This window comes from Sphingopyxis sp. QXT-31, from assembly GCF_001984035.1.
In the GTDB taxonomy this organism is placed as follows: Bacteria; Pseudomonadota; Alphaproteobacteria; order Sphingomonadales; family Sphingomonadaceae; genus Sphingopyxis.
Genome location: NZ_CP019449.1, coordinates 1,413,363 through 1,433,409 on the forward strand (window position 1 = coordinate 1,413,363; position 20,047 = coordinate 1,433,409).

The window sequence follows — 20,047 nt, forward strand, 5'->3', positions numbered from 1 at the left end:
GGTTGGATATGATGCCTAGGCCACTTTGTCCAGCGGTCAAGCAAAATGGAGTTTGCGATATTTGCCGCGGAAGTAGAGCAAGGGGTCACGGCGCGGCTCGAAAATCGCCTTCAGCACCCGCCCGACGAGAATGAAATGGTCGCCGCCGTCGTGCACCGCGTCGCGCGAACATTCGAAGCTTGAGAGCGAGCCGGTGAGCACCGGGGTGCCATATTCGCCGATCTCCCACGGGGTGACGCCAAAGCGATCCTCGCCCTTGCCCGCGAAGCGGTTCGAGGTCGGCTGCTGGCCGATCTGGAGGACATTGACCGCAAAGCGCTCGGCGTCGCGCAGATAGGGGGCGCTGCCGGCGTTGTTGGCGATGCAAACGAGCAATAGCGGCGGATCGAGCGAGACCGAGGTGAAGCTGTTCGCGGTGAGCCCGACGGGGGTGCCGTCGGGGCAGATCGCGGTGACGACAGTGACCCCGGTCGCGAAGCAGCCCAATGCGTCGCGGAAGGTGCGCGCGTCGCTGCCCGCTCGAAATTCGGGCGAGCCGCGCGGGGCGCGGCGTTCGAGAAAATCGATGAGGTAGCCGCCGAGCGCGTCGGCGCGGTCGTCGGTGACGACGAGCGCGCTATTCTCGACCTCGACGAGCTCGCCGTCGGGGAGCTGCGCGACGAAGGCAGCCGCGTCGGCTTTGGTGACGAGCTCGCTGATCGCGCCGCGGACATAGAGCGTCGGCAACGCGATTTTCGCGGCAACACCGTCGAGGCGGTCGGCCATCGCCGAAGTGTCGAGCGTGTCGAACAGGCGCACGTCCCATTGCGCCTGACCCGGCGCGAGCGTGGCGGCTTCGCGGATGCGTTCGCCGACGCGCTTGGCGAGCACAGGGTCGACGTGAACCGGCGAATCGACGAGGACGAGGCCCGAGGCGAGCACCGCGGCATCGCGTTCGAGCGCCGCGCTGGCGATCCAGCCGCCGAGCGTCGAGGCGACGACGACGGGGCGCGTGCCCATCTGCGCCAACACCGCGCGCAGGTCCTCGACCAGCGCCTCGAAATCGTAACGCGCGTCCTCGGGCCATTCGCTGCCGCCGTGACCGCGCAGGTCGAGGCTGATCACCCGACGCCCGGCTTTTTCGAGTGCGGACGCGACGCCCGACCAGACGGCGCGGGTTTGGCCGGCCCCGTGGAGCAGCAGCACCGCGGGATCGTTTTCTGCGCCGAGCACCTCGGCCTCGAGCCGGACGCCCGCGAAACCCCGATATTCGACGATGCTCATGCCTGCTTCTTCTCCTCAATGCCGCCCAGGTGCAGCCATAAGTCGAACTGGTCCGACCGGCGGCGCATCATCAGCCGGGCGATGTCGGCATCGCCGTCGATGATCGCCTGGCACAGGCTGCGCTGCATCGCGCGGGTGCGCGCGCGCCGGTCGGGATCGGCGTAGAGGTCGCTGCCGCGTTCGTCGAGACCGAAGCTGTATCCGATTTCGAGGATCAGCTCGACCACCGGATTGCCGCTCATGCCCGAGATGAGGCGCGCCATCTCGACTTCGGCGGCGATCAGCTCGCGCGGGGTGTCGCGCGCGTCGATGGTGGCGATAAAGGCTTGCAGCGCCTCGACATCGGTCGCGCTACGGTGGCGCGCAGCGGCAACCGCGGCTTCTTCGGAAACCGGGCGGGTGACCTGGATGACATGGCCGAGGTGTGCGCCCTTCATACGCATGAAGCGCGCGAGCGACTGGATCGCGTCGCGCGCGTCGGGGCGCTCGGCATAATAGCCGCCCTGCGCGCCGCGGCGGATGCTGATGAGGCGGTCGCGCTCGACGAGCTTGGCTGCCTGGCGCAGCGTTGGGCGGCTGACCCCGAAGCGGGCGAGGAGGTCGTCCTCTGCGCCGAGGTGGGTGCCTGGGTCCGCGGCGAGGCTGAGATTGGCGAGGTTCCGCGCGGTGCGGGTAGCGAGGGTCTCGGTTGCGATGGCCATAACAGGTATCTGTTTAAGCCTCATACGGCGCAATGTCTATCCCATGCAGCGCTTGACTTATATAACTAGGTATCTTTTAATCGTGCAAAGACCGATAGCGAGTCGCGAGGAGACTGCCGATGAAACCCTTTGTGTTCAGCGCCGACAGCCACATCATGGAACCGTCGGACATCTTCCTCAATGGCCTGCCCGCCTCGCTCAAGGACCATGCGATCCACGCGCGAATGGAGGGCGAATATCTGGTCACCGGGACCAAGGACAAGATCATCTATCGCCTGCGCGTCGGGCAGCATCGCGAGAAGCAGCTCGGCGATGCGCAGCGGCGTGGTATCCGCGAGATCGCGGGACGGCTCGAGGATATGGAGCTGGAGGGGATCGACAGCGAAATCTGTTTCCCGTCGCTGGGCTTGTGGCTCTATTGCCTCGACAGCCCCGATGCCGAGGCGGCGTCGGCGCGGCTGTACAACGACTGGAACGACAGTTTCCTCGGCGGGCACCCGAACCGTTTCGTGCGCTGCGGCATGCTGCCGGTGCTCGATTTTTCGAACACGCTGGCCGAGCTCGATTATCTGGCATCGAAGGGTTTTACCGCGGCGATGCTGCCCGCGGTGACACCGCCGGGGCTGCCGAAGTACAACAATGAAGCTTGGGATCCGGTGTTCGCCAAGGGCGCGGCGCTGGGGGTGGTGTTCGTGATGCACACCGGCACCGGGCTCGAAAGTGTGATCGTCGAGCGCGGGCCGGGCGCGGGGATCATCAACTACACCAACCAGATGAACGACGCGCAGCACAGCGCGATGTACCTGACCGCGGGCGGCGTGCTCGACCGCAATCCGGGCGCGAAGGTCGCGTTTATCGAGAGCGGCGCGAGCTGGCTCGTCGCGCTCGCCGAGCGGATGGACGAGGTGTCCGTCGCGCACGCGAATTTCGTGTTTCCCAAGCTGTCGCGCTCGCCGAGCCAGATCGTCGACGACCAGATCTGGGCGAGCTTCCAGCACGACCGCGCCTGCATCGCGTCGGCCGCCGCGGGGCTGCCGGGGGCGAAGAATGTGATGTGGGGGTCGGACTATCCGCACGCCGAGGGCACCTTCCCGATCAGCCGCCGCATCGTCGACGAGCTGTTCGAGGGGATGGAGGTTAGCGATGAGGTGCGGCGGAATATCCTGGGGCTGAACGCCGCGCGGCTGTTCGGGCTGGAGCCCAGGGTTGCGACGAGCGCAAAGGTGGCGGCTTAGTCACCGTCGATCCTCCCCACGCGAAGCGATGGGGAGGTGGCAGCGCGAAGCGCTGACGGAGGGGTAATGGCGCTGGCGTCGAAACCCCTCCACCACGCCCTACGGGCGCGGTCCCCCTCCCCAACGCTTCGCGATGGTGAGGATCTTTTTACTCCACCAGCGGCTTCGCGGTCCGCCCCGCCATGATCGCGGCAATCCCGCCGACCAGCAAGCATCCCGACAGGATCGCCAGCGACGGCTGCAGCGAGAGATCGCCATAGCCCGGCGTGAAGGCCTTGCTGAGATAGCCCGCGACGGTGCCGCCCAGCCCGACCCCCGCCAGCCCGATGAACATGTTGATCGTCGCCGACATCATCGCGCGCATCTGCACCGGCACCTGCGCGAAGCAGAGTGCGATGATCGGGCCGAGGTGCAGCGTCATCATAAACTTAACCACGACGAAGCAGGCGAGCGCAACATAGGCGTTCCCGGCGAGCGCGAAACCGACGCCGAAGGGGAAGCTGACGAGCAGGCCGATGCCGGCGAACCAGCCGTTGAAGCGCGGGTCGGCCTTGCCATAACGATCGCTGACCCAGCCCGCGACGAGATTGCCGATGACGAGCCCCGCGGCCATCGCGCCGCCGAGCCAGAAGCCGGTCTCGGTCTTGTCCATGCCGTGCACGCGCTGGAAGAAGGAGGCGCCCCACAGGATGAAGGCGAAGCCGGTGAGAGGGACCATGCAGAGCAGCAGGCCGACCCAGCGAAGCGAGGTGCTGGCGCCCATGGTGCGGAGGACTTCGCCGAGGCTGGTCTGCGGCGGGGCCACCGGTTCGACGACGCCGCGGCGGCGAGGTTCGGCGGCGAGCAGATAGACGAGCAGACCGACGGCAATGCCCGGTAGGCCGACGATCAGGAAGACGGTGCGCCAGTCGTACCATTGCGACAACCAGCCCGCGAGCGCGAGCCCGCCCGACAGGCCGACCGCATTAGCGGCGAGCATCACCGAGATGATCGTCGTGCGGCGGTCCTTGGGGAAGATGTCGGTGAGCAAGGACATGCCCGCGGGGCCCGCCCCCGCCTCGGCCGCGGCGAGGCCGATGCGCGCGAGCAGCATCTGCCAGAAGCTGTGCGCGAAGGCCGAGAGCGCGGTCGCGGCGCTCCAGATCGAGACGCAGACGGCGATGACCAGACGGCGGTCGCCACGGTCGGCGTAGCGCGCGATCGGAAAGGCCGCGAGCGCGTAGAAGGCGGCGAAGGCGATACCGGTGAGCAGCCCGAGCTGGCCGTCGTCGAGCCCGAGCTCGACCTTGATGTCGTCCTGGAACAAGGTGAAGACCTGGCGGTCGACGTAGCTGAGGACCGCGACGACGACGAGCAGGCCCAGCGTCAGACCGCGGCGGCTCGAGATTTCCGAAGACATGTCATTCCTTTCGCGGGGGGATACGAAGGCAAAAAAGGCGGGGCCGGAAAAAAAGAGGGGAGGTCCGGCAAGCCGTCCCTCCCCCAATGCTCCTAGGAGCGCCCTGTGGTCCTCAGAATTTGAAAGTCCCCGTCACGCCGTAGCTGCGCGGTTCGTTGTACGAGGTGCCGACGTAGATGTTGCTCAGCAAAAGCGTGTATTGCTGTTCCTGGTCGTTGGTCAGGTTCTTGCCCCACAGCGCCAGCTCGAAATTGCGCTCGGGCCCGAAGCTGACCGCGACGCGGGCGTTGAGGATGCCGAGCGAGCCCGAATTCTTCACCGCTGCCAGCTGCGCGGCCTGCGCCGGGGTGAGGCCAAGGCCGCCGATGCCGGTTGACGTGTAAAGGCTCGTCGGTGCCTCCAGCTGCGGCATCTTGCCCTGCCAGGCATAGACGACATTGGCGTCGAGCCCGACGCTGCCGAGGTCCTTCTTGAGGTTGGCGCCCACCGAGAATTGCTTCTTGACGATGCCGACGAACGCATAATCGGATTTGTCGACCGGGACGATGACCTGGCTGCCGAAAGCGCCCGAGACGCCCTTGCCCTCGTAACGCGTATATTTGGGATCGGTCAGCGCGCCGTTCGCGAACACCGTGAAGCCGTCGACGACCTCAAACGAGGCATCGACTTCGCCGCCCCAGGTTTCGGTGTCGGCATTCTCGATCACCGTCTGGCTCTGGCCGTTGGGGGCGAGCACCGGACTGCGCTGTGCGCCCTTCACGACATTGTGATAGCCGGCGACGTTGAACCGGGCACGGCCATCGAGGAACGTCGTCTTGATGCCGACTTCCTGTTCATAGACGATTTCGGGCTGCGACGGGATCGAGTCGGCGAGCGTTAACGTGCGCAGCTGCAACGCGCCCGAGCGATACCCCTTGCTGTGCTTGGCGTAGAGCAGCACGTCTTCGGTCACGTCATAATCGATGCCGGCGGTGTAGGAGAGATTGGTGAAATCCTCCTTGTTGGTGCGCAGGCACGGGATCGCCGTGGCAAAGGGGCTGCACCGCACGAAAACGTCGGTATTGTTCGCGACGTCGCCGGACTGCGTGGTCACGCCCTTGTCGTCGATCGAATAGCGCAGGCCGCCGGTGACGCGAAGCGCGTCGGTCAGCTTGTAGTTGAGCTGGGCATACATGCCGTAGCTGTTGTTATCGAGCGTACCGCTGAAATTCGACCAGTTGGTGGCACCGACGAATTGCGGCGGGACGGTCGGGCCCGCGGTGAAGGTGGCGGCGAACAGGTTGGAGCGCGACTGATCGAAACCGGTCTCGCGGAAGTAGGTGAGACCCGCGGCAAAGTTCAGCCGGTCGTCGAAGCCGGTGCCCGTCACCTGCAGTTCGGACGAATATTGCTTCAGGTCCTGCGTGCCTTCGGTGAAGTGTGCGGCGAAGCTGGAGCCGTCGAGATCGACGAGATTTTCGCTCTGGATGCCGCGATAGCCGTTGATCCAGCGCACCTGCCCGAAGCTGGTGTCGAGGATGAACTTGGCCGAATAGGTCTGGGTGCGGGTGTCGTTGAAGATGCCGCGCGGATCGGCGCCGACGACGGCCGACGGCGGCGTGATCGCTACGCGGTTCGCGTTCCCGTCGAACTGCGCGCGGTCGGTCGCGGCGATGCCGTCGACGATCGGCTTGGCGGCGCCGAAGTTGGGCGGCGCGTTGAAGAAGAGATTCTGGCGCGCCGGACCGTCGATGAAGGTGTCGTACCATTCGCCCGACAGGATCAGTTCGAAGGTATCGGTGGGCTTCCAGCCCAGCTTGACGCGGCCGTTCCACGTCTCGCGGCCTTCATATTTGCGGCCGGTATCGACGTCGGTCTTGTAACCGTCGCGCTTCTGATAATAAAGCGCGCCGCGGATCGCGAGTTCGTCGCTGAAGCCGAGGTTGATCGCGCCTTGGAAGGTCCGTTCGTCGAAGCGGCCGTAGGTGGCGCTGAGCTTGCCCGAATATTCGCCGTAGCGCGGATTGGCAGTCTGGATCAGCACCGCGCCCGCCGACGTGTTGCGGCCGAACAGGGTGCCCTGAGGCCCCTTGAGCACCTGAACGCTTTCGACATCGACGAGCTCGGTATTGAGGCCATAAGCGCGCGCGATGTACAATTCGTCGAGATAGGTGCCGACCGACGGTTCGAGCGTCGCGATATTGTCGTTCTGGATTTGCCCGCGCATGGCAAAGGTCAGCGCGGTCGGATTGTTGCCGGCGCCGCGGATGTTGAAGCCGGGGGTGAAGGTCGCGATTTCGTCGACCTTGTTGATGCCCTGTTCCGTCAGTTTCTCGCCGCTGAAGGCGGTAATCGCGATCGGCGTATCCTGGATGTTCGCGTCCTGTTTGGTGACGCCGATAACGACGATCGCATCGTCGTCATATTGAGTCTCATCCTCGGCCGGGGCAGCATCCTGCGCATAGGCGGGGACCGACGACAGCGCCAACGCCGCCATCGACGCGGCGACGAGCAAGCGGGCCGAATCGCGCTTTTGCTTGAAATTCATGGTCAACATCCTCCCCACGAGGCTTCCTGGCGTCCTCGCTTGGTCAGTTATATAACTAAGTCTAACACGTCAGACAAGTGGATTGCGGCAATTTGTCACAATACGCTACGGAAACGGTGTCAGTCGTGGTTTTCGGGCAACATTGCTGCGAGCGCCGGAACGTCGGCGAGCGCGCGCAGCACGTCGTTGAGATGGGTGCAGCCGATCGTCCCGACGAGCGTGTCGAGCACCGCCTGACGAAAGGTGCCGACGTCCTGCCCGACCATGCGCGCGGCTTTCATCGACGCGCCGGGGCATTCGCGGAAAGGCAGGATCAAGGGCAGCGCTTGGAGCGCGAGCAAGGTGCCGCTCGCCTCGTCGATCTCAGCATAGACGCGATATTCGTGGATCGCGGTGCGCGTGCCCTCGGGGTTTGGGCCGCTGTCCTGAAAGCCCGCGTCGACCTTGAGTACCCCCTCGGCGCGCCAGAGGTCGATGCGGCGCGCGCGGCGCGCCATCGGGCGGCCCTCCTGCACCGGCAGCTCGTGCCAGCCGACGAGGTCATCGGGGTTGACGAGCGGGCCGACTTCGGTCGCCGACTGGTCGCCATGGTCGACATCGCCCTCTTCCGATAGCGAACTGCCCCCTTCGGTGAAGCCGGTGCAGATATTGACCATCCGGCCTTTGTTGCCCGCGCCCAATTTCTCACGGTTGGCGCGCATCCGCTCGTGCCAGTCGGGGACCCAGCGCGACCAGATCCAACCGGCGACGAGGCTGGCGCCGGCAAAATCGTCGAGCAGCTGGAACAGGGGCGTGCCGCGGAGGTCGCCGAGCGTCGCCGCCAGCGCCTGGCGGCTCGCGCCCCCTGCCCGCACCCCGACCATCTCCTGCGCGCGCGCATGGTGCGGCGCGACGTCGATCTCCATGATCTCGCGGATCGGCGAAGTGCGGATGCGGAACTCGCCGCTGGCGAGCGCGTCGGGTTTGCCCTCGAACGTCGTCAGCAGGTCGCGCACGCGCCCCGACATGATCCACGGCTGGCCGAAGCCGTCGGGCCAGTCGGAATCGATCGAGCTGGTGCGGCGGATCGATCCCGGGCGGCGGAGCGGCGCGGGGCCCGCCGACTGGCGCGCGAAGGGGAATTGCTGGGGTGCGTTCAAGTCATCGATCCTATTTGGGGGGCATGCGGATGGCGCCGTCGAGACGTAAGGTCTGACCATTGAAATAGCCGTTGCGCGCGAGTTCGAGCACGAGACTGCCGAATTCGTGCGGGTGGCCGAGGCGTTTGGGGAAAGGCACCGAGGCGGCAAGCCCTTCGAAGATCGCGGGCGCCTTGTCCTTCACCGCGAGCATCGGCGGGGTCGCGAAGATGCCGGGCATGATCGAATTGACGCGGATGCCGAGGTCCATCAGGTCGCGCGCCATCGGCAGCACGAGACCGTTCACGCCGGCCTTCAAGGAGCCGTAGCCCACCTGCCCGATCTGCGCGTCCTGCGCCGCCGCCGAGGCGGTGAGCACGATCGCGCCGCGTTCGCCGTCCTCGTTCAGCGGATCGGCATTGGCCATACCGAGTGCGGCGAGCGAGGCGAGACGATAGCTGGCGATAAGGATGCCCTGCGCCGAGAAGGCATAATCCTCGGTCGCGTAGCGGACGTAACCGCCGCTGGTCTTGTCGAAGCGGACGGTCTTGCCGCCCTTCGAGATTTGCGCGCAGTGGACGAGGATGCGTTCCTGACCATGCGCGGCGCGGGCGGCCTCGTAGCCCGCCACGACGCTGTCCTCGCTGGTGATGTCGACCTTGCAGAAGACCCCGCCGATCGCGTCGGCGACCGCCTTGCCGCCCTCTTCGTTGACGTCGAAGATCGCGACCTTCACCCCCTCGGCTGCCAGCGCCTCGGCGCTCGCGCGGCCGAGGCCCGAGGCGCCGCCGGTGACCACTGCCGCAATGTCACTTCCCAGTTTCATGTCTCTTCCTTCGATTGCTAATCGTTACTGCAGAACTTCGAGATTGCCACCATCGATCACGAGCACCTGCCCGGTGATGAAGCCGGCGCGGTCGGAGCAGAGGAAGGCCGCCGCCGCGGCCATATCCTCAGGCGTACCCATGCGCGGGATCGGGTAATGGCTGGTACGCTCAGTAATATGTTCGTCGTATGTCTGGCCCTGCGCCTCGGCGATCTTCGTGAAGACCTCCTTGAACTGCGGCGTTGCGATCGCGCCGGTGCCGAGCGTGTTGACGGTGATGCCCATCGGTCCGAGTTCGGCCGAGATCGTCTTCGACAGCGCGAGCGCGCCGACGCGGTAGGTGTTCTGCGCCGCGCGCGCGAGCTTGCGGTGCGGCGCCTTCACCGAATTGGTGCCGATGGTGAGGATGCGGCCCCAGCCCTGCTTTTGCATATGCGGTACGACCGCCTGCACCGCCCAGCGGAAGGCCATGACATTGTTGGTGTTCGCGGCGGCGAAGGTGTCGTCGTCGACCTCGAGAAAACTGCCCTTGGGGCCCGAATCGACGTTGAAGATCAATATGTCGGGCGGCGCGAAAGCATCGGTCGCGGCCTTGACAGCCTGCCCTATGCCGTCCTTGGTCGTGCAGTCGGCGGAGATGCCGATCGCCTGCCCGCCCGCCGCCTGCACCTCGGCAACCGCAGCATCGATCGTTGCCTGGGTGCGCGCGGCGATGACGGTCTTGCAGCCTTCGCGCGCGAATTCATGCGCGCAGCCGAGGCCGATGCCCTTCGAGCCGCCGAAGACGAGCGCGACCTTCTCCTTGATCCCGAGGTCCATGTCAGGGGGCCTTTCCGTGCTGGAGCTTGAGCCGGTCCTGCAAAATGTCGTTGCGCCCCGGCGAGGCCGCGACGGTCGAGCCGCCGTCCATCTTGATCGTCGTCCCGGTGATATAGTCCGAGCGCGCCGAAGCGAGGAACAGCGCGGCGTGCGCGATATCGGCAGGGGTGCCCGCGCGGCCGACGGGCACGGTCGCGCCATAGGCGGCGAGGCCTTCGTCACCGAGCACGGCTTTCGCCCGGTCGCTGGCGACGAGACCGGGGTTGATCGCGTTGACGGTGATCCCCTCGCCGACGACGTCGCCTGCCGCAGCGCGGATGAAGGCGTCGAGCGCGGCCTTCGCCATGCCATAAGCCGTCATATTGGGCACGACGTTGAAGGTACCGTTGATCGAGCCGATCGCGATGAAGCGACCGCCATCGCGCGCCCGCGCCAGATGCGGCCGCGCGGCGTCGAGCAGCCACCAGGCCGCCTTGGCGATGCTCGCGAAGCCCGCTTCGAGCCTTTCGTCGTCGACATGGCCGAGCCCGCCATGCGGGATGTCGGCGGCGGCGTGGACGATGATATCGACCCCGCCGAACGCTTCGGTCGTCGCCGCGACGAGCGCACGGCAATCGGCGTGATTCGCTATGTCGGCGGCAAAACATTCGGCGATACCGCCGGCCTTCTCGATCCCGGCCTTCACATCCTCGGCGTAGGAGATGGTACGCGCGCCGAGCATCACCTCGGCACCGGCTGCGGCGAAGGCCTCGGCGATGCCGCGCCCGACGCCCTTGCCGCCGCCGGTAACGATCACCGATTTTCCGGTGAAGCTCTCGCTCATGCGCTTTCTCCTTTAGCGGTCGCGGCACCGAACTGGCGCGGCGGGAAGAGCGGGATGTCCATCTGGGTGAGCACGCCGGGCGGCGCGGCATGGACGAAGGGGATCGCGTTGACCGCGATCGTCGGCGTCGCCGAGGTACCGCGCGGGCGGTGCAGTTCCTCGCTGACCTCGGGCGCGCCTTCGACGAAGATCTTGTGCGTGACGCCCGCGCCTTTCGCGAGCGCGGGGCGCTCCCATTCGGGCGCGGCGGCGTGGTGGAGCCGCAAGATCTTTTCATAACGGATCATCGGCCGGCCGAGGCAATGCGCGGTGACGCGCCAGCGCGTCGCAGCGGTGCGTCCCGCCGGCACGGTACCGAAGGCGGCGGTGTCGATCGGATAATCGACCGCGATCGAGTCCCAATGCTGTTCGATGCGATCGACCGTCAGGCCGAGAAAGTCGGCGATGCCGCGCAGCGTGGCGATATGCCAGGACGCACCGACCTGGCTGGTGAACATCGGCGGCTGCACTGCAGGGTCGCCGTTGAAGCCATACATCAGCAGCGAGTCGGTGCCGCCATAGCCCTGCACGTCGGACATCTCGACGATGCGCACGCTATCGAGCCGCGCGATCGTCGAGAGGATCGCGAACAGCTGTTGCCCGAAAGCGAAGCCGGGTTCCTCGCCGGTGAGCAGGAAGCTCGACCCGCCGCGTTCGCACGCCGCGACGATGGGCGCGACATGGCGCGGGTCGCCATGCGCGGGGTATTGCAGGTCGAAATGCGAGATGCTGACGACGTCGGTCCCGGCTTCGAGGAAGGGCAGGATTTCGGCGGTCGCCTCGTCGTCGCGGCCGACGGTGCTGGCAAAATAGACGAGGCAGTCGGCGCCGAGCGCGAGCAGTTCGGCACTGTCGGAGGTCGCGACGACGCCGGTGGGAGCGGTTCCCGCGATCTCGCCCGCGTCGCGGCCGCGCTTGTCGTCGCGCGAGACGTGGAGGCCCACGAGTTCGAGCGCGGGGTCGCCGATGATCTGAAGCAATCCCTGCTTGCCGAGATAGCCCATGCCCCAAGCGATGACGCGGATCGCCATGACCTATCCTTCCGCAAACAGCGCGCGCAGCCCCGGCGCCGAGGGTTTCATCGACGGGGTGCGCGGGAAGTCGGGGACGAAGCGGATATGGACCGGGACCTGATAGGCGATCAGCCGGCCCTTGAGCCACGCCTTGAGATCGTCGGTGGCGGGAGCGGGGGCGCCGTCCTTGAGGATGATCGCGGCGGCGGGGACGGCGCCGAGACGCTCGTCGGGGACGCCGACGACGGCGGCCTCGCGGATCGCGGGATGATCGTTCAGCGCGGTCACGACATCGTCGGGATGGATCTTGAAGCCGCCACGGATGATCGCATTGTCGGCGCGGCCCTTGACGAAGAGAAAGCGGTCCGCGTCGAGCACGGCGCGGTCGGTGGTGCGCAGCCATGCGAGATCGTTGCCGAGTTGCTGCCCCTTGATCTCGAGCAGGCCTTCTTCGCCATGCGACAGGATCGCGCCGGTTTCGGGATCGACGATACGCGCCTCGATATCGGCATGGACGCGGCCGACCGCGCCGCGCTTTTCGGGCCAGAGTTTGCGGAAGTCGTCGATCGTCCAGCCGGCGATCGCGCCGGCAAACTCGGTCGCGCCGTAATTGCTGCAGATCGGGATGCCGTATTTCGCCATGAAGGCGTCGACGAGGTCGGGCGCGAGCGGCGCAGTGCCGGTGATCAGCGACTTGAGGCTGGCGAGGTCGGCGGGATCGACGTCGGCGTCGAGCAGCATACGCACCGCCGAGGGCACGGCCGAGGCGACCGCGGGGCGGTTGCGGCGCACCGCCGCCACCCAGGCCTCGACGCCGAATTTTTCAAGCAGCGCGATCCGCCGCCCCGCCGCGAGCGCGCCGATGCAGCCGTAGATGCCACCGATATGGGTGAGCGGATTGACCACCATCGTGCAGCCCGAATTGAGCCGCGGCGGATCGTCGAAACTGCGCCCGCGCTCATATTTGGTGAAGCCGCGGAAGCTGGCGTCGAAAGCATCGCGGCTCAAGGGCACACGCTTGGGCGTGCCGGTGGTGCCGCTGGTGAGCATCTCGATCGCGACGCCGGGCGAGGTCTGGATCCGGGTGCGAACTTCGCCTTGCACGACGCGGACACCGTCTAGAAAAGGGTCGATTTCGATCACCGCCGAACCGGCACGGGCGAGCGCCTCGGCGAGACCCGGGCGTGCAAGGTCGGTGGCGTCGGCGATGATCGCGGGCAGGCCCAGCGTCTCGACATCGGCGAAGAGTTTGGCGTCGGGGAGGACCGGGTTGAGCGTGACGAGGCAGCGGTCGGTCGAAAGCACCGCGACGATCGCCGCAACATGGCCGGGGCGGTTGCGCAGCATCACCCCGACGCGGGCGTCCTCGGGCAGGCCCATCGTATCGAGCGCCGCCTCGATCGCGCGGACATTCTCGGCGATCTGGCGCCAGCTGTAGTCGGCGCCGCCGAAATCGATCTGCGTCCGGTCGGGATCGAGCGCCATGATCGCGCGCAATTTTTCGGTCATCAGCGCCATCAGAGCGCGAGGCCTCCGCTCGCCTCGATGACCTGCCCGGTGACCCAGCGCGCATCGTCGCCGAGCAGCATCATCACCGCGCCCGCGATATCCTCGGGCTCTCCGAGACGTCCCATCGGGGTGTGCTTCGCGGTGGCCTCGTCCCAGCCGGGCTGGTCGCGCAGCGCGGCGATGAAATCGGTGGCGACTGCACCGGGGGCGATGCAGTTGCATGTGATGCGGCGCTTCGCCACGGCGAGCGCGGTAGAGAAGGTCAGGCTCTGGATCGCCCGCTTGGTCATCGCATAGCTCGCCGCGAAAGGCTGGCCGACCTTGCCCGACATCGAGCCGATGTTGACGATCCTCCCGCCGTCGCGCAGCCGCGGCAGCGCGGCCTGCGTCACGAAATGCGGGCCCTTCACATTGACCGCGAACAGTTCGTCGAACAGATCCTCGCCCGCGCCCTTGAGCGTGCCGTCGCGGCCGCCGCGGCCGACCCCGGCGTTGTTGATCAGGATATCGAGATTGGGCGTGCCGCCGAATTCGCGGTCGCAGGCGGTGAACATCGCCTCGATCCCCGACAGCGACGAAACGTCGGCCTGGACCGGAAAGGCTTTGCCGCCTGCGGTCTCGATCTCGGCCACGAGCGCGTCGACCGCTTCCCTGCTGCTGGCATAGTTGATCGCGACATGCGCGCCTGCCTGCGCCAGCCGCCGCACGATCGCAGCACCGATGCCGCGCGAGCCGCCGGTGACGAGCGCGGTCTTTCCAGTCAGATCGCTCACAGGAACAGCCCTCCGCTCGCTTCGACGATCTGGCCGGTGACCCAATGCGCCTCGTCGCGGCAGAGCATCATCACCGCGCCCGCGATGTCCTCGGGCACGCCTAGGCGCTTCATCGGAGTGAGCTTCGACGTCGCTTCGGCCCAGCCGGGCTTTTCGGACAGCGTCTTGTTGAATTCGGTATCGACCGCGCCGGGAGCGACGAGATTGCAGGTAATCCCGCGCGGACCGACGACGACCGCGGTGGACATCGTCAGGCTCTGCAGCGCGCGCTTCGTCGCGGCATAGGCGGCGAAGGGCGGCAGCGCCGAGCGCCCGCCGAGCGAGCCGATGTTGACGATGCGGCCATTGTCGCGGAGGCGGTCGAGGCAGAGCTGGGTAATGAAATGCGGCGCCTTCTGGTTCACCGCGATCATGCGGTCGAACAGGTCCTCGCTGCACTTTTTGAGGCTGCCGGTGTCGCCCTCGCCGCCGACCCCCGCGTTGTTGACGAGGATGTCGAGATTGGGGGTGCCGCCGAAGGCCGCGTCGCAGGCGGCGAGCATCGATGTGATGCCGGCCATGGTGCCGACGTCGGCCTGCACGGCAAAGGCCTGGCCACCATCGGCGATGATCTCGGCAACGAGCGCGTCGGCGGCATCCTTACTGCCCGCATAGTTCACCGCGACATGCGCCCCGGCCCCGCCGAGTCGCCGCGCGATCGCCGCGCCGATGCCGCGCGATGCGCCGGTGACGAGCGCGGTCTTTCCGCTGAGCTCCGCCATTCTTGCTCTCCCCTAGTGTTTCGACATAATTGACTTAGTTATACAAGTCGTGCAAGCCCTGCCGAAAAGAAAATGGGAGTGGAGATGGCCGACCTGATCCAGAGCGAGCGCGACGGCGCGTTGCATATCCTGACATTGAACCGGCCCGACCGGCACAATGCGATGGACGACGAAATGGCGTCGCTGTTCCAGAGATTGCTCGGCGAGGCGCTCGAAGAGACCGAGACCAGCACGATCCTGATCCGCGCCAACGGCAAGAGCTTCTGTTCGGGGCGCGACACCAATGTGCTTGGCCACCGCGCGCGCGACGAGAGCGATTTCCACTTCATCCGCCGGCACCAGGAAGGGCGGCTGCGGATGCAGGAATCGACCAAGCCGATCATCGCGGCCCTCAAGGGCGGCGCGATCGGCGGCGGGTGCGAGCTGGCGCTCGCGGCCGATATCCGCATCAGCGATACGACGCTGAAGCTGGCACTCCCCGAGATCCTCTATGGCGTGCTGCCCGACACCGGCGGCACGCAGATGATGACGGCGCTGATCGGGCCGTCGCGGACCAAATATATGGTGATGTCGGGGCAGAAGATCGACGCCGCCACCGCGCTCGAATGGGGCGCGGTCGACTTCGTCGTCGCGCCCGAGGAGCTCGACGCGAAGGCGCTCGAGATCGCGCGCGACATCGCGGCGCGGCCGCCGATAAACCTCGCGCTGGCAAAGGAGATGATCAATCTGATGCACGGCCCGACCATCCGCACCGGCACCCGCGCCGAGCTCTACGCGCAGAGCTACCTCTTCAAGACCGACGATTATCAGGAAGCCCGCGCCGCGATCCGCGAGAAGCGCGCGCCGAGCTACAAGGGGAAATAAGATGGCGCTCCCTCCCCCTCCGCCCTTGGGCGCCAAGGCGCTGCCCGACGGCACTTACGCGGGACAGGTGGTCGCGGTCACCGGCGGCGGCACCGGGCTCGGCAAGGGCATGGCGGTCGAGTTCGCGCGGCTCGGCGCGAAGGTCGCGGTGCTGAGCCGCAAGCCCGACCATCTCGCCGCCGGCATCGCCGCGATCGAGGCGGTCGGCGCCGAAGTGATCGCGGTCGCCTGCGACGTGCGCGATCCCGATGCGATCGCGCGAGCCTTCGACGAGATCGAGGCCAAGCTGGGGCCGGTCGACGTCCTCATCAACAATGCCGCGGGCAATTTCCCGGCGCCCGCCGAGGAGATGACCCCGAACGGCTTTCGCACCGTCGTCGATATCGTGCTCAACGGCACCTATAATTGCAGCCGCGAGTTTGCGGTGCGGCGGCTGGCGGCGGGGTTGCCGGGCGCGATCCTCAATATCGGCGCGACGTACAGCTGGACCGGCGGGCCGGGCACCTCGCATTCGGCGGCGGCGAAGGCAGGTGTCACCAACCTCACGCAGAGCCTAGCGGTCGAATGGGCGCCCGATGGCATCCGCGTCAATTGCATCGCACCGGGGCGCTTCCCGCACGACGATCTGCCCGCGCATATGACGCGCCATCGCGAGGGCGAGCGCGGCGACAATACGATCCCCGGGATGCGCGTCGGCGAAGTGCGCGAACTGGGCTGGGCGGCGACCTTCCTGTGCTCGCCCTATGCGACCTATATCAGCGGGCATACGTTGGTGGTCGATGCCGCCAACTGGCTGCGCCGGTCGCTGGTGATGCCCGAGTTCGTGCCGATCCGCGAGCAGTTCGGCAAGCGCGCGATGGAAAGCGGAAGTGCGCGCGAGGCGATCGCGAAGACGCGCGGAGACGGCGCATGAGCGCGCCGCTGGTCCTGCGCGAGGACAAGGACGGCATCTGCACGCTGACGCTCAACCGGCCCGACAAGCGCAATGCGATCAGCCGCGAGCTGTTCCGTGAATTTCGCACGCACATCCGCGATATCGAGGAGGGCGTCGGCGATGCCGGGCTGGTGGTGATCACCGGCGCGGGCGAGCATTTCTGCGCCGGCCACGACCTCAAATCGCCGCCGCACGCCGATGCGCTCGGCTGGCTGCGGCAGGAGATGCTGATCGTCGAGCGGCTGACCAAATTGCGCCAGCCGGTGATCGCGAAGGTCCGGGGCACCTGTTACACCGGCGGGCTCGAACTCGCGCTCGCGGCCGATTTCATCGTCTGCGGCACGAGCGCGCGCTTTGCCGATACGCATGGGAAATGGGGACTGGTTCCCGGATGGGGATTGTCGCAGCGGCTGCCGCGGCGGGTCGGGCAGGCGAAGGCGCTCGAGATGATGCTGACCTGCCAGCCCTATGCGGGCGAGGATGCGGTCGCGATGGGGCTCGCGAACTATTGCGTCGCCGACGAGCTGCTCGACGCCAAGGTCGCCGAAATGGCCTCGCTGATCCTCGGCAACAGCCGCCACAGCAATGCCGAGAACAAAAGGCTGATCTACGACACCGACGGTATGGGAATCGCGGCGGGGTTGAATCACGAGCTCATGCGCAACGCCGGTTTTGATCCGGCGATGCGCAAGAAGGGCGAGCCGATCGCGGCTGCCAAAAAGGCGGGCTGATGGACATCGGATTTTCGCCCGAGGAAACGCGCTTCCGCGAAGAGTGCCGCGACTGGCTGCACGCCAGTGTGCCCACTGAAAAGCGCCCGCTCGATGCGGCCGACGCGATCGGCTTCGACAAGGCGTGGCAGCGGCGGCTGTTCGACGCCGGCTGGGCGGGGATCAACTGGCCGTCCAAATATGGCGGGCGCGGGCTGTCGATCGTGCAACAGGTCATCTGGCTCGAGGAATATGCAGCAGCGCATGCGCCGTGGATCGGGGCGAATTTCGTCGGGATCAACCATGGCGGCCCGACGCTGATCCTGAACGCGAGCGAGGAACAGAAAGCCTATCACCTGCCGCGCATCCTGAAGGGCGAGGCGATCTGGTGCCAGGGCTTTTCGGAACCCGGCGCAGGATCGGACCTTGCCGGGATCAAGACGCGCGGGCGGATCGAGGGCGAGGAACTCGTCATCAACGGGTCGAAGATCTGGACGAGCTTCGCGCATGTCGCCGACTGGCAGGAACTTGTCCTGCGGACCGAGGAAGGATCGCTGCGGCACAAGGGGCTGAGCTGGGTCATCTGCGACATGCACGCGCCGGGGATCACCGTACGGCCGATCAGGAAGATGTCGGGGCAGACCGAGTTCGCCGAGGTCTTCTACGACGATGTGCGCATTCCGCTCGCCAAGGTCGTCGGCGGGCTCGGCAATGGGTGGAAGGTTGCGATGTCGACCTTGAGCTTCGAGCGCGGCACGGGCTTTATCGCCGACCAGGTCAAGCAGAGCCAGGAGATCGAGGAACTGATCGCCGCGGCGCGCGCCAACGGCATGATCAAGGACGACCGGATCGCCGATAGCCTCGCGCAGCTGCGCGCCGAGGTCGCGGCGGTGCGCGCGATGACCTATCGCAACATTTCGGAGGTCTTGCGCACCGACCAGCCGGGGCCCGAGGCGTCGGTGATCCGGCTCTTCACCTCCGAACTCGGGCAGCGGCTCGAACGCATCGCGGTGCTGCTGATGGGCGAGGCCATCATCGACTTCGCCTATGGCGACGATAACCCGGTCGGCGATTATCTGCGCGGATTCGCGGCGACTATCGCGGGCGGCACGGCGCAGATTCAGCGCGACATCATCGGCGAGCGACTGCTCGGCCTGCCCAAGTCGAGGTGACATCATGGACCTGACACCCAATGACGAGCAGATCGCCTTCCAGACCGCGACCGCCGACTGGTGCCGCGACAATATGGCGCTGGAGGGCGCACGGGCCCGGCCCGACGGGCTCTGGGCCGAACTGGAGGCGATGGGGTGGATGGCCTTGACCGCACCCGGGATGGACCTCGATCATGCGACCGAGGCGCTCGTGTTCGCCGAACTGGGGCGCTTCCTTGCGCCGATCGGGCTGCTCTCTACCGCGGTGGCGAACCGCTGGTTCCCCCATGTTGCCGAGGGCAAGGTCGCGCTGGCGCTGACCGCGCGCGAGCCCGAGCCGCTCCGCGTGCTCGATCCGGCGGGGTCGGGCGCGGTGCTGATGGGCGAGCCGGGCGGCCTGCGGCTGTTCGATCTGCCGGACGCCTTCACCGACCAGCGCGGCGCGCTGCACAAGACGCCGCACACGCCGACAATCGACCTGTCGACGCTGCAGAGCCGCCACGAATGGACGAGCTCGCTATGGACCGAGGACGACCCCGCCCCTCCCCTTCACCTGCAGCTTTTGAGCGCAGCCTACGCCGTCGGCTGCGCCGATGCGTCGCGCGATATGGCGGCCGATTACGCCAAGCTGCGCGAGCAGTTCGATCGCCCCATCGGCTGGTTTCAGGCATTGAAGCATATCTGTTCGGACATGGCGGTGCGCGCGGCGGCGGCGCGGTCGCAGCTCTATTATGCGGCCTGCGCGCTCGGCGAAAATGCTGCGGATGCGGCTTTCCATGTCGCCGCAGCAAAACGGCTCGCTGACCAGGCGGCGCTCGACAATGGTCGCGCCAATATCCAGGTCCATGGCGGCATCGGCATGACCGACGAAGCGGCGGCGCACCTGCCGCTGAAACGCGCGCATCTGCTCCAGTTCATTGCGCCCGCGGCGCGTGAAACCTTGCTGGCCTGATACGATGTCAGTCGTCGACGATGGCTTGGAACTCGCGTTCGAGCCATTGCCGCAGCCGCGGCTCGACGCGCCCTGCGAATTCGGCGAGCGGGAGCTGGTCGCGATAGGCGAAGAAGCCGAGCGAGACCATCATGAAGCGCGCCGCCTTCACATCGGCGCTCGCGCCGCCGAACCAGTGTTTGAGCGGCTCAAACACCCGGTCGCGGAGCAGTCTTTGAGCAATCGCGCGCGCCTCGCGATCCGACGCGGCGCTGAACATCATAGGCAGCGGGCTGACGCGGTCGTCCTCGTCGGCGAAGCGCGCGACGATCATCTTTCCGAACTGGTCCTTGGGCAGGTCGGTCATCAGCCGCGGGTCGAGCGCCGCGTCGAGCGCCGCCTCGAACAATTTGAGCTTGCCGCCGAAATAGCGGCTGACCAGCGACGGGTTCACCCCCGCCAGCGCGGTGATGTCGCGAACCCCCGCCTCGGCAAACCCCTTCGCGGCGAAGACTTGCTGCGCAGCAAAAAGAATTGCTGCGCGGGTGCGGTCGGCGTCGCGGGCCGGTGCTTCGATCGTCGTTTGCATAAACTCTCCCCGTTGACTCACTATGTAAACCATCGTTTACTTACGTCAATGGGAGAGACAAG

General features: G+C 66.6%; 19 protein-coding genes. 6 read left to right on the forward strand and 13 right to left on the reverse strand.

Annotation, left to right across the window (positions count from 1 at the left end; all coding sequences use genetic code 11):
* Nucleotides 1-36: 36 nt before the first annotated feature.
* Together BWQ93_RS06940 and BWQ93_RS06945 are read right to left on the reverse strand one after the other, a co-directional pair.
* Entirely contained in the window at nt 37-1,263 is a 1,227-nt protein-coding gene (locus tag BWQ93_RS06940; RefSeq protein ID WP_077029877.1) for an alpha/beta fold hydrolase, read from the reverse strand.
* The gene (locus tag BWQ93_RS06945) at nt 1,260-1,964 is read right to left on the reverse strand and encodes a FadR/GntR family transcriptional regulator (RefSeq protein ID WP_077029878.1); all 705 of its coding nucleotides are present in this window, start codon (nt 1,962-1,964) and stop codon (nt 1,260-1,262) included. The genes BWQ93_RS06940 and BWQ93_RS06945 overlap by 4 nt, the downstream gene beginning before the upstream one ends.
* Before the next feature lie 119 nt (nt 1,965-2,083).
* Here BWQ93_RS06945 and BWQ93_RS06950 point away from each other — a divergent pair, with 119 nt between their 5' ends.
* Nucleotides 2,084-3,199 carry an amidohydrolase family protein gene (locus BWQ93_RS06950; protein WP_077029879.1) on the forward strand — a complete coding sequence of 372 codons (1,116 nt, stop codon included), beginning with the start codon at nt 2,084-2,086 and terminating at the stop codon, nt 3,197-3,199.
* 148 nt (nt 3,200-3,347) lie between these two features.
* Here BWQ93_RS06950 and BWQ93_RS06955 read toward each other — a convergent pair whose 3' ends face one another.
* The 10 genes from BWQ93_RS06955 to BWQ93_RS07000 form a co-directional block, all read right to left on the reverse strand.
* Nucleotides 3,348-4,598 (reverse strand): MFS transporter, encoded by a 1,251-nt coding sequence (locus BWQ93_RS06955; protein WP_077029880.1) that lies wholly within the window; start codon nt 4,596-4,598, stop codon nt 3,348-3,350.
* A 112-nt stretch (nt 4,599-4,710) separates the two neighbouring features.
* Complete coding sequence (locus BWQ93_RS06960; RefSeq protein ID WP_077029881.1) at nt 4,711-7,125, reverse strand: TonB-dependent receptor; 2,415 nt, start codon at nt 7,123-7,125, stop codon at nt 4,711-4,713.
* A gap of 119 nt (nt 7,126-7,244) precedes the next feature.
* Nucleotides 7,245-8,264, reverse strand: a complete 1,020-nt coding sequence (locus BWQ93_RS06965) for a DUF2889 domain-containing protein (protein WP_077029882.1) — start codon at nt 8,262-8,264, stop codon at nt 7,245-7,247.
* A gap of 10 nt (nt 8,265-8,274) precedes the next feature.
* Nucleotides 8,275-9,069: an SDR family oxidoreductase gene (locus BWQ93_RS06970; protein WP_077029883.1), complete on the reverse strand. Its 795-nt coding sequence runs from the start codon at nt 9,067-9,069 to the stop codon at nt 8,275-8,277.
* A 24-nt stretch (nt 9,070-9,093) separates the two neighbouring features.
* On the reverse strand, nt 9,094-9,888 hold the full coding sequence (locus BWQ93_RS06975) for an SDR family oxidoreductase (protein ID WP_077029884.1): 795 nt from the start codon (nt 9,886-9,888) through the stop codon (nt 9,094-9,096).
* Nucleotide 9,889: 1 nt separating this feature from the next.
* Complete coding sequence (locus BWQ93_RS06980) at nt 9,890-10,711, reverse strand: SDR family NAD(P)-dependent oxidoreductase (protein WP_077029885.1); 822 nt, start codon at nt 10,709-10,711, stop codon at nt 9,890-9,892.
* Nucleotides 10,708-11,781, reverse strand: coding sequence for a hypothetical protein (locus BWQ93_RS06985; protein WP_077029886.1), 1,074 nt, complete (start codon nt 11,779-11,781; stop codon nt 10,708-10,710). Before BWQ93_RS06985 ends, BWQ93_RS06980 begins: the two co-directional genes overlap by 4 nt.
* 3 nt (nt 11,782-11,784) lie before the next feature.
* Nucleotides 11,785-13,281, reverse strand: coding sequence for a class I adenylate-forming enzyme family protein (locus tag BWQ93_RS06990; RefSeq protein WP_077029887.1), 1,497 nt, complete (start codon nt 13,279-13,281; stop codon nt 11,785-11,787).
* Complete coding sequence (locus BWQ93_RS06995) at nt 13,281-14,045, reverse strand: SDR family NAD(P)-dependent oxidoreductase (protein WP_077029888.1); 765 nt, start codon at nt 14,043-14,045, stop codon at nt 13,281-13,283. Before BWQ93_RS06995 ends, BWQ93_RS06990 begins: the two co-directional genes overlap by 1 nt.
* Nucleotides 14,042-14,806, reverse strand: a complete 765-nt coding sequence (locus BWQ93_RS07000; protein ID WP_077029889.1) for an SDR family NAD(P)-dependent oxidoreductase — start codon at nt 14,804-14,806, stop codon at nt 14,042-14,044. Before BWQ93_RS07000 ends, BWQ93_RS06995 begins: the two co-directional genes overlap by 4 nt.
* 84 nt (nt 14,807-14,890) lie before the next feature.
* On the opposite strand from BWQ93_RS07000, the gene BWQ93_RS07005 reads away from it, so the two are divergent.
* From BWQ93_RS07005 to BWQ93_RS07025, 5 genes are read left to right on the forward strand one after another with little or no spacing between them, the layout of a single operon-like run.
* Nucleotides 14,891-15,670 (forward strand): enoyl-CoA hydratase/isomerase family protein, encoded by a 780-nt coding sequence (locus BWQ93_RS07005; RefSeq protein WP_077029890.1) that lies wholly within the window; start codon nt 14,891-14,893, stop codon nt 15,668-15,670.
* Nucleotide 15,671: 1 nt separating this feature from the next.
* Nucleotides 15,672-16,583 carry an SDR family oxidoreductase gene (locus BWQ93_RS07010; RefSeq protein ID WP_077029891.1) on the forward strand — a complete coding sequence of 304 codons (912 nt, stop codon included), beginning with the start codon at nt 15,672-15,674 and terminating at the stop codon, nt 16,581-16,583.
* Nucleotides 16,580-17,335 (forward strand): enoyl-CoA hydratase/isomerase family protein, encoded by a 756-nt coding sequence (locus BWQ93_RS07015; protein WP_077029892.1) that lies wholly within the window; start codon nt 16,580-16,582, stop codon nt 17,333-17,335. Before BWQ93_RS07010 ends, BWQ93_RS07015 begins: the two co-directional genes overlap by 4 nt.
* Nucleotides 17,335-18,486: an acyl-CoA dehydrogenase family protein gene (locus BWQ93_RS07020; RefSeq protein ID WP_077029893.1), complete on the forward strand. Its 1,152-nt coding sequence runs from the start codon at nt 17,335-17,337 to the stop codon at nt 18,484-18,486. Before BWQ93_RS07015 ends, BWQ93_RS07020 begins: the two co-directional genes overlap by 1 nt.
* Nucleotides 18,487-18,490: 4 nt before the next feature.
* Nucleotides 18,491-19,417, forward strand: coding sequence for an acyl-CoA dehydrogenase family protein (locus BWQ93_RS07025; protein ID WP_077029894.1), 927 nt, complete (start codon nt 18,491-18,493; stop codon nt 19,415-19,417).
* 7 nt (nt 19,418-19,424) lie between these two features.
* Here BWQ93_RS07025 and BWQ93_RS07030 read toward each other — a convergent pair whose 3' ends face one another.
* On the reverse strand, nt 19,425-19,985 hold the full coding sequence (locus tag BWQ93_RS07030; RefSeq protein ID WP_077029895.1) for a TetR/AcrR family transcriptional regulator: 561 nt from the start codon (nt 19,983-19,985) through the stop codon (nt 19,425-19,427).
* Nucleotides 19,986-20,047: the final 62 nt, after the last annotated feature.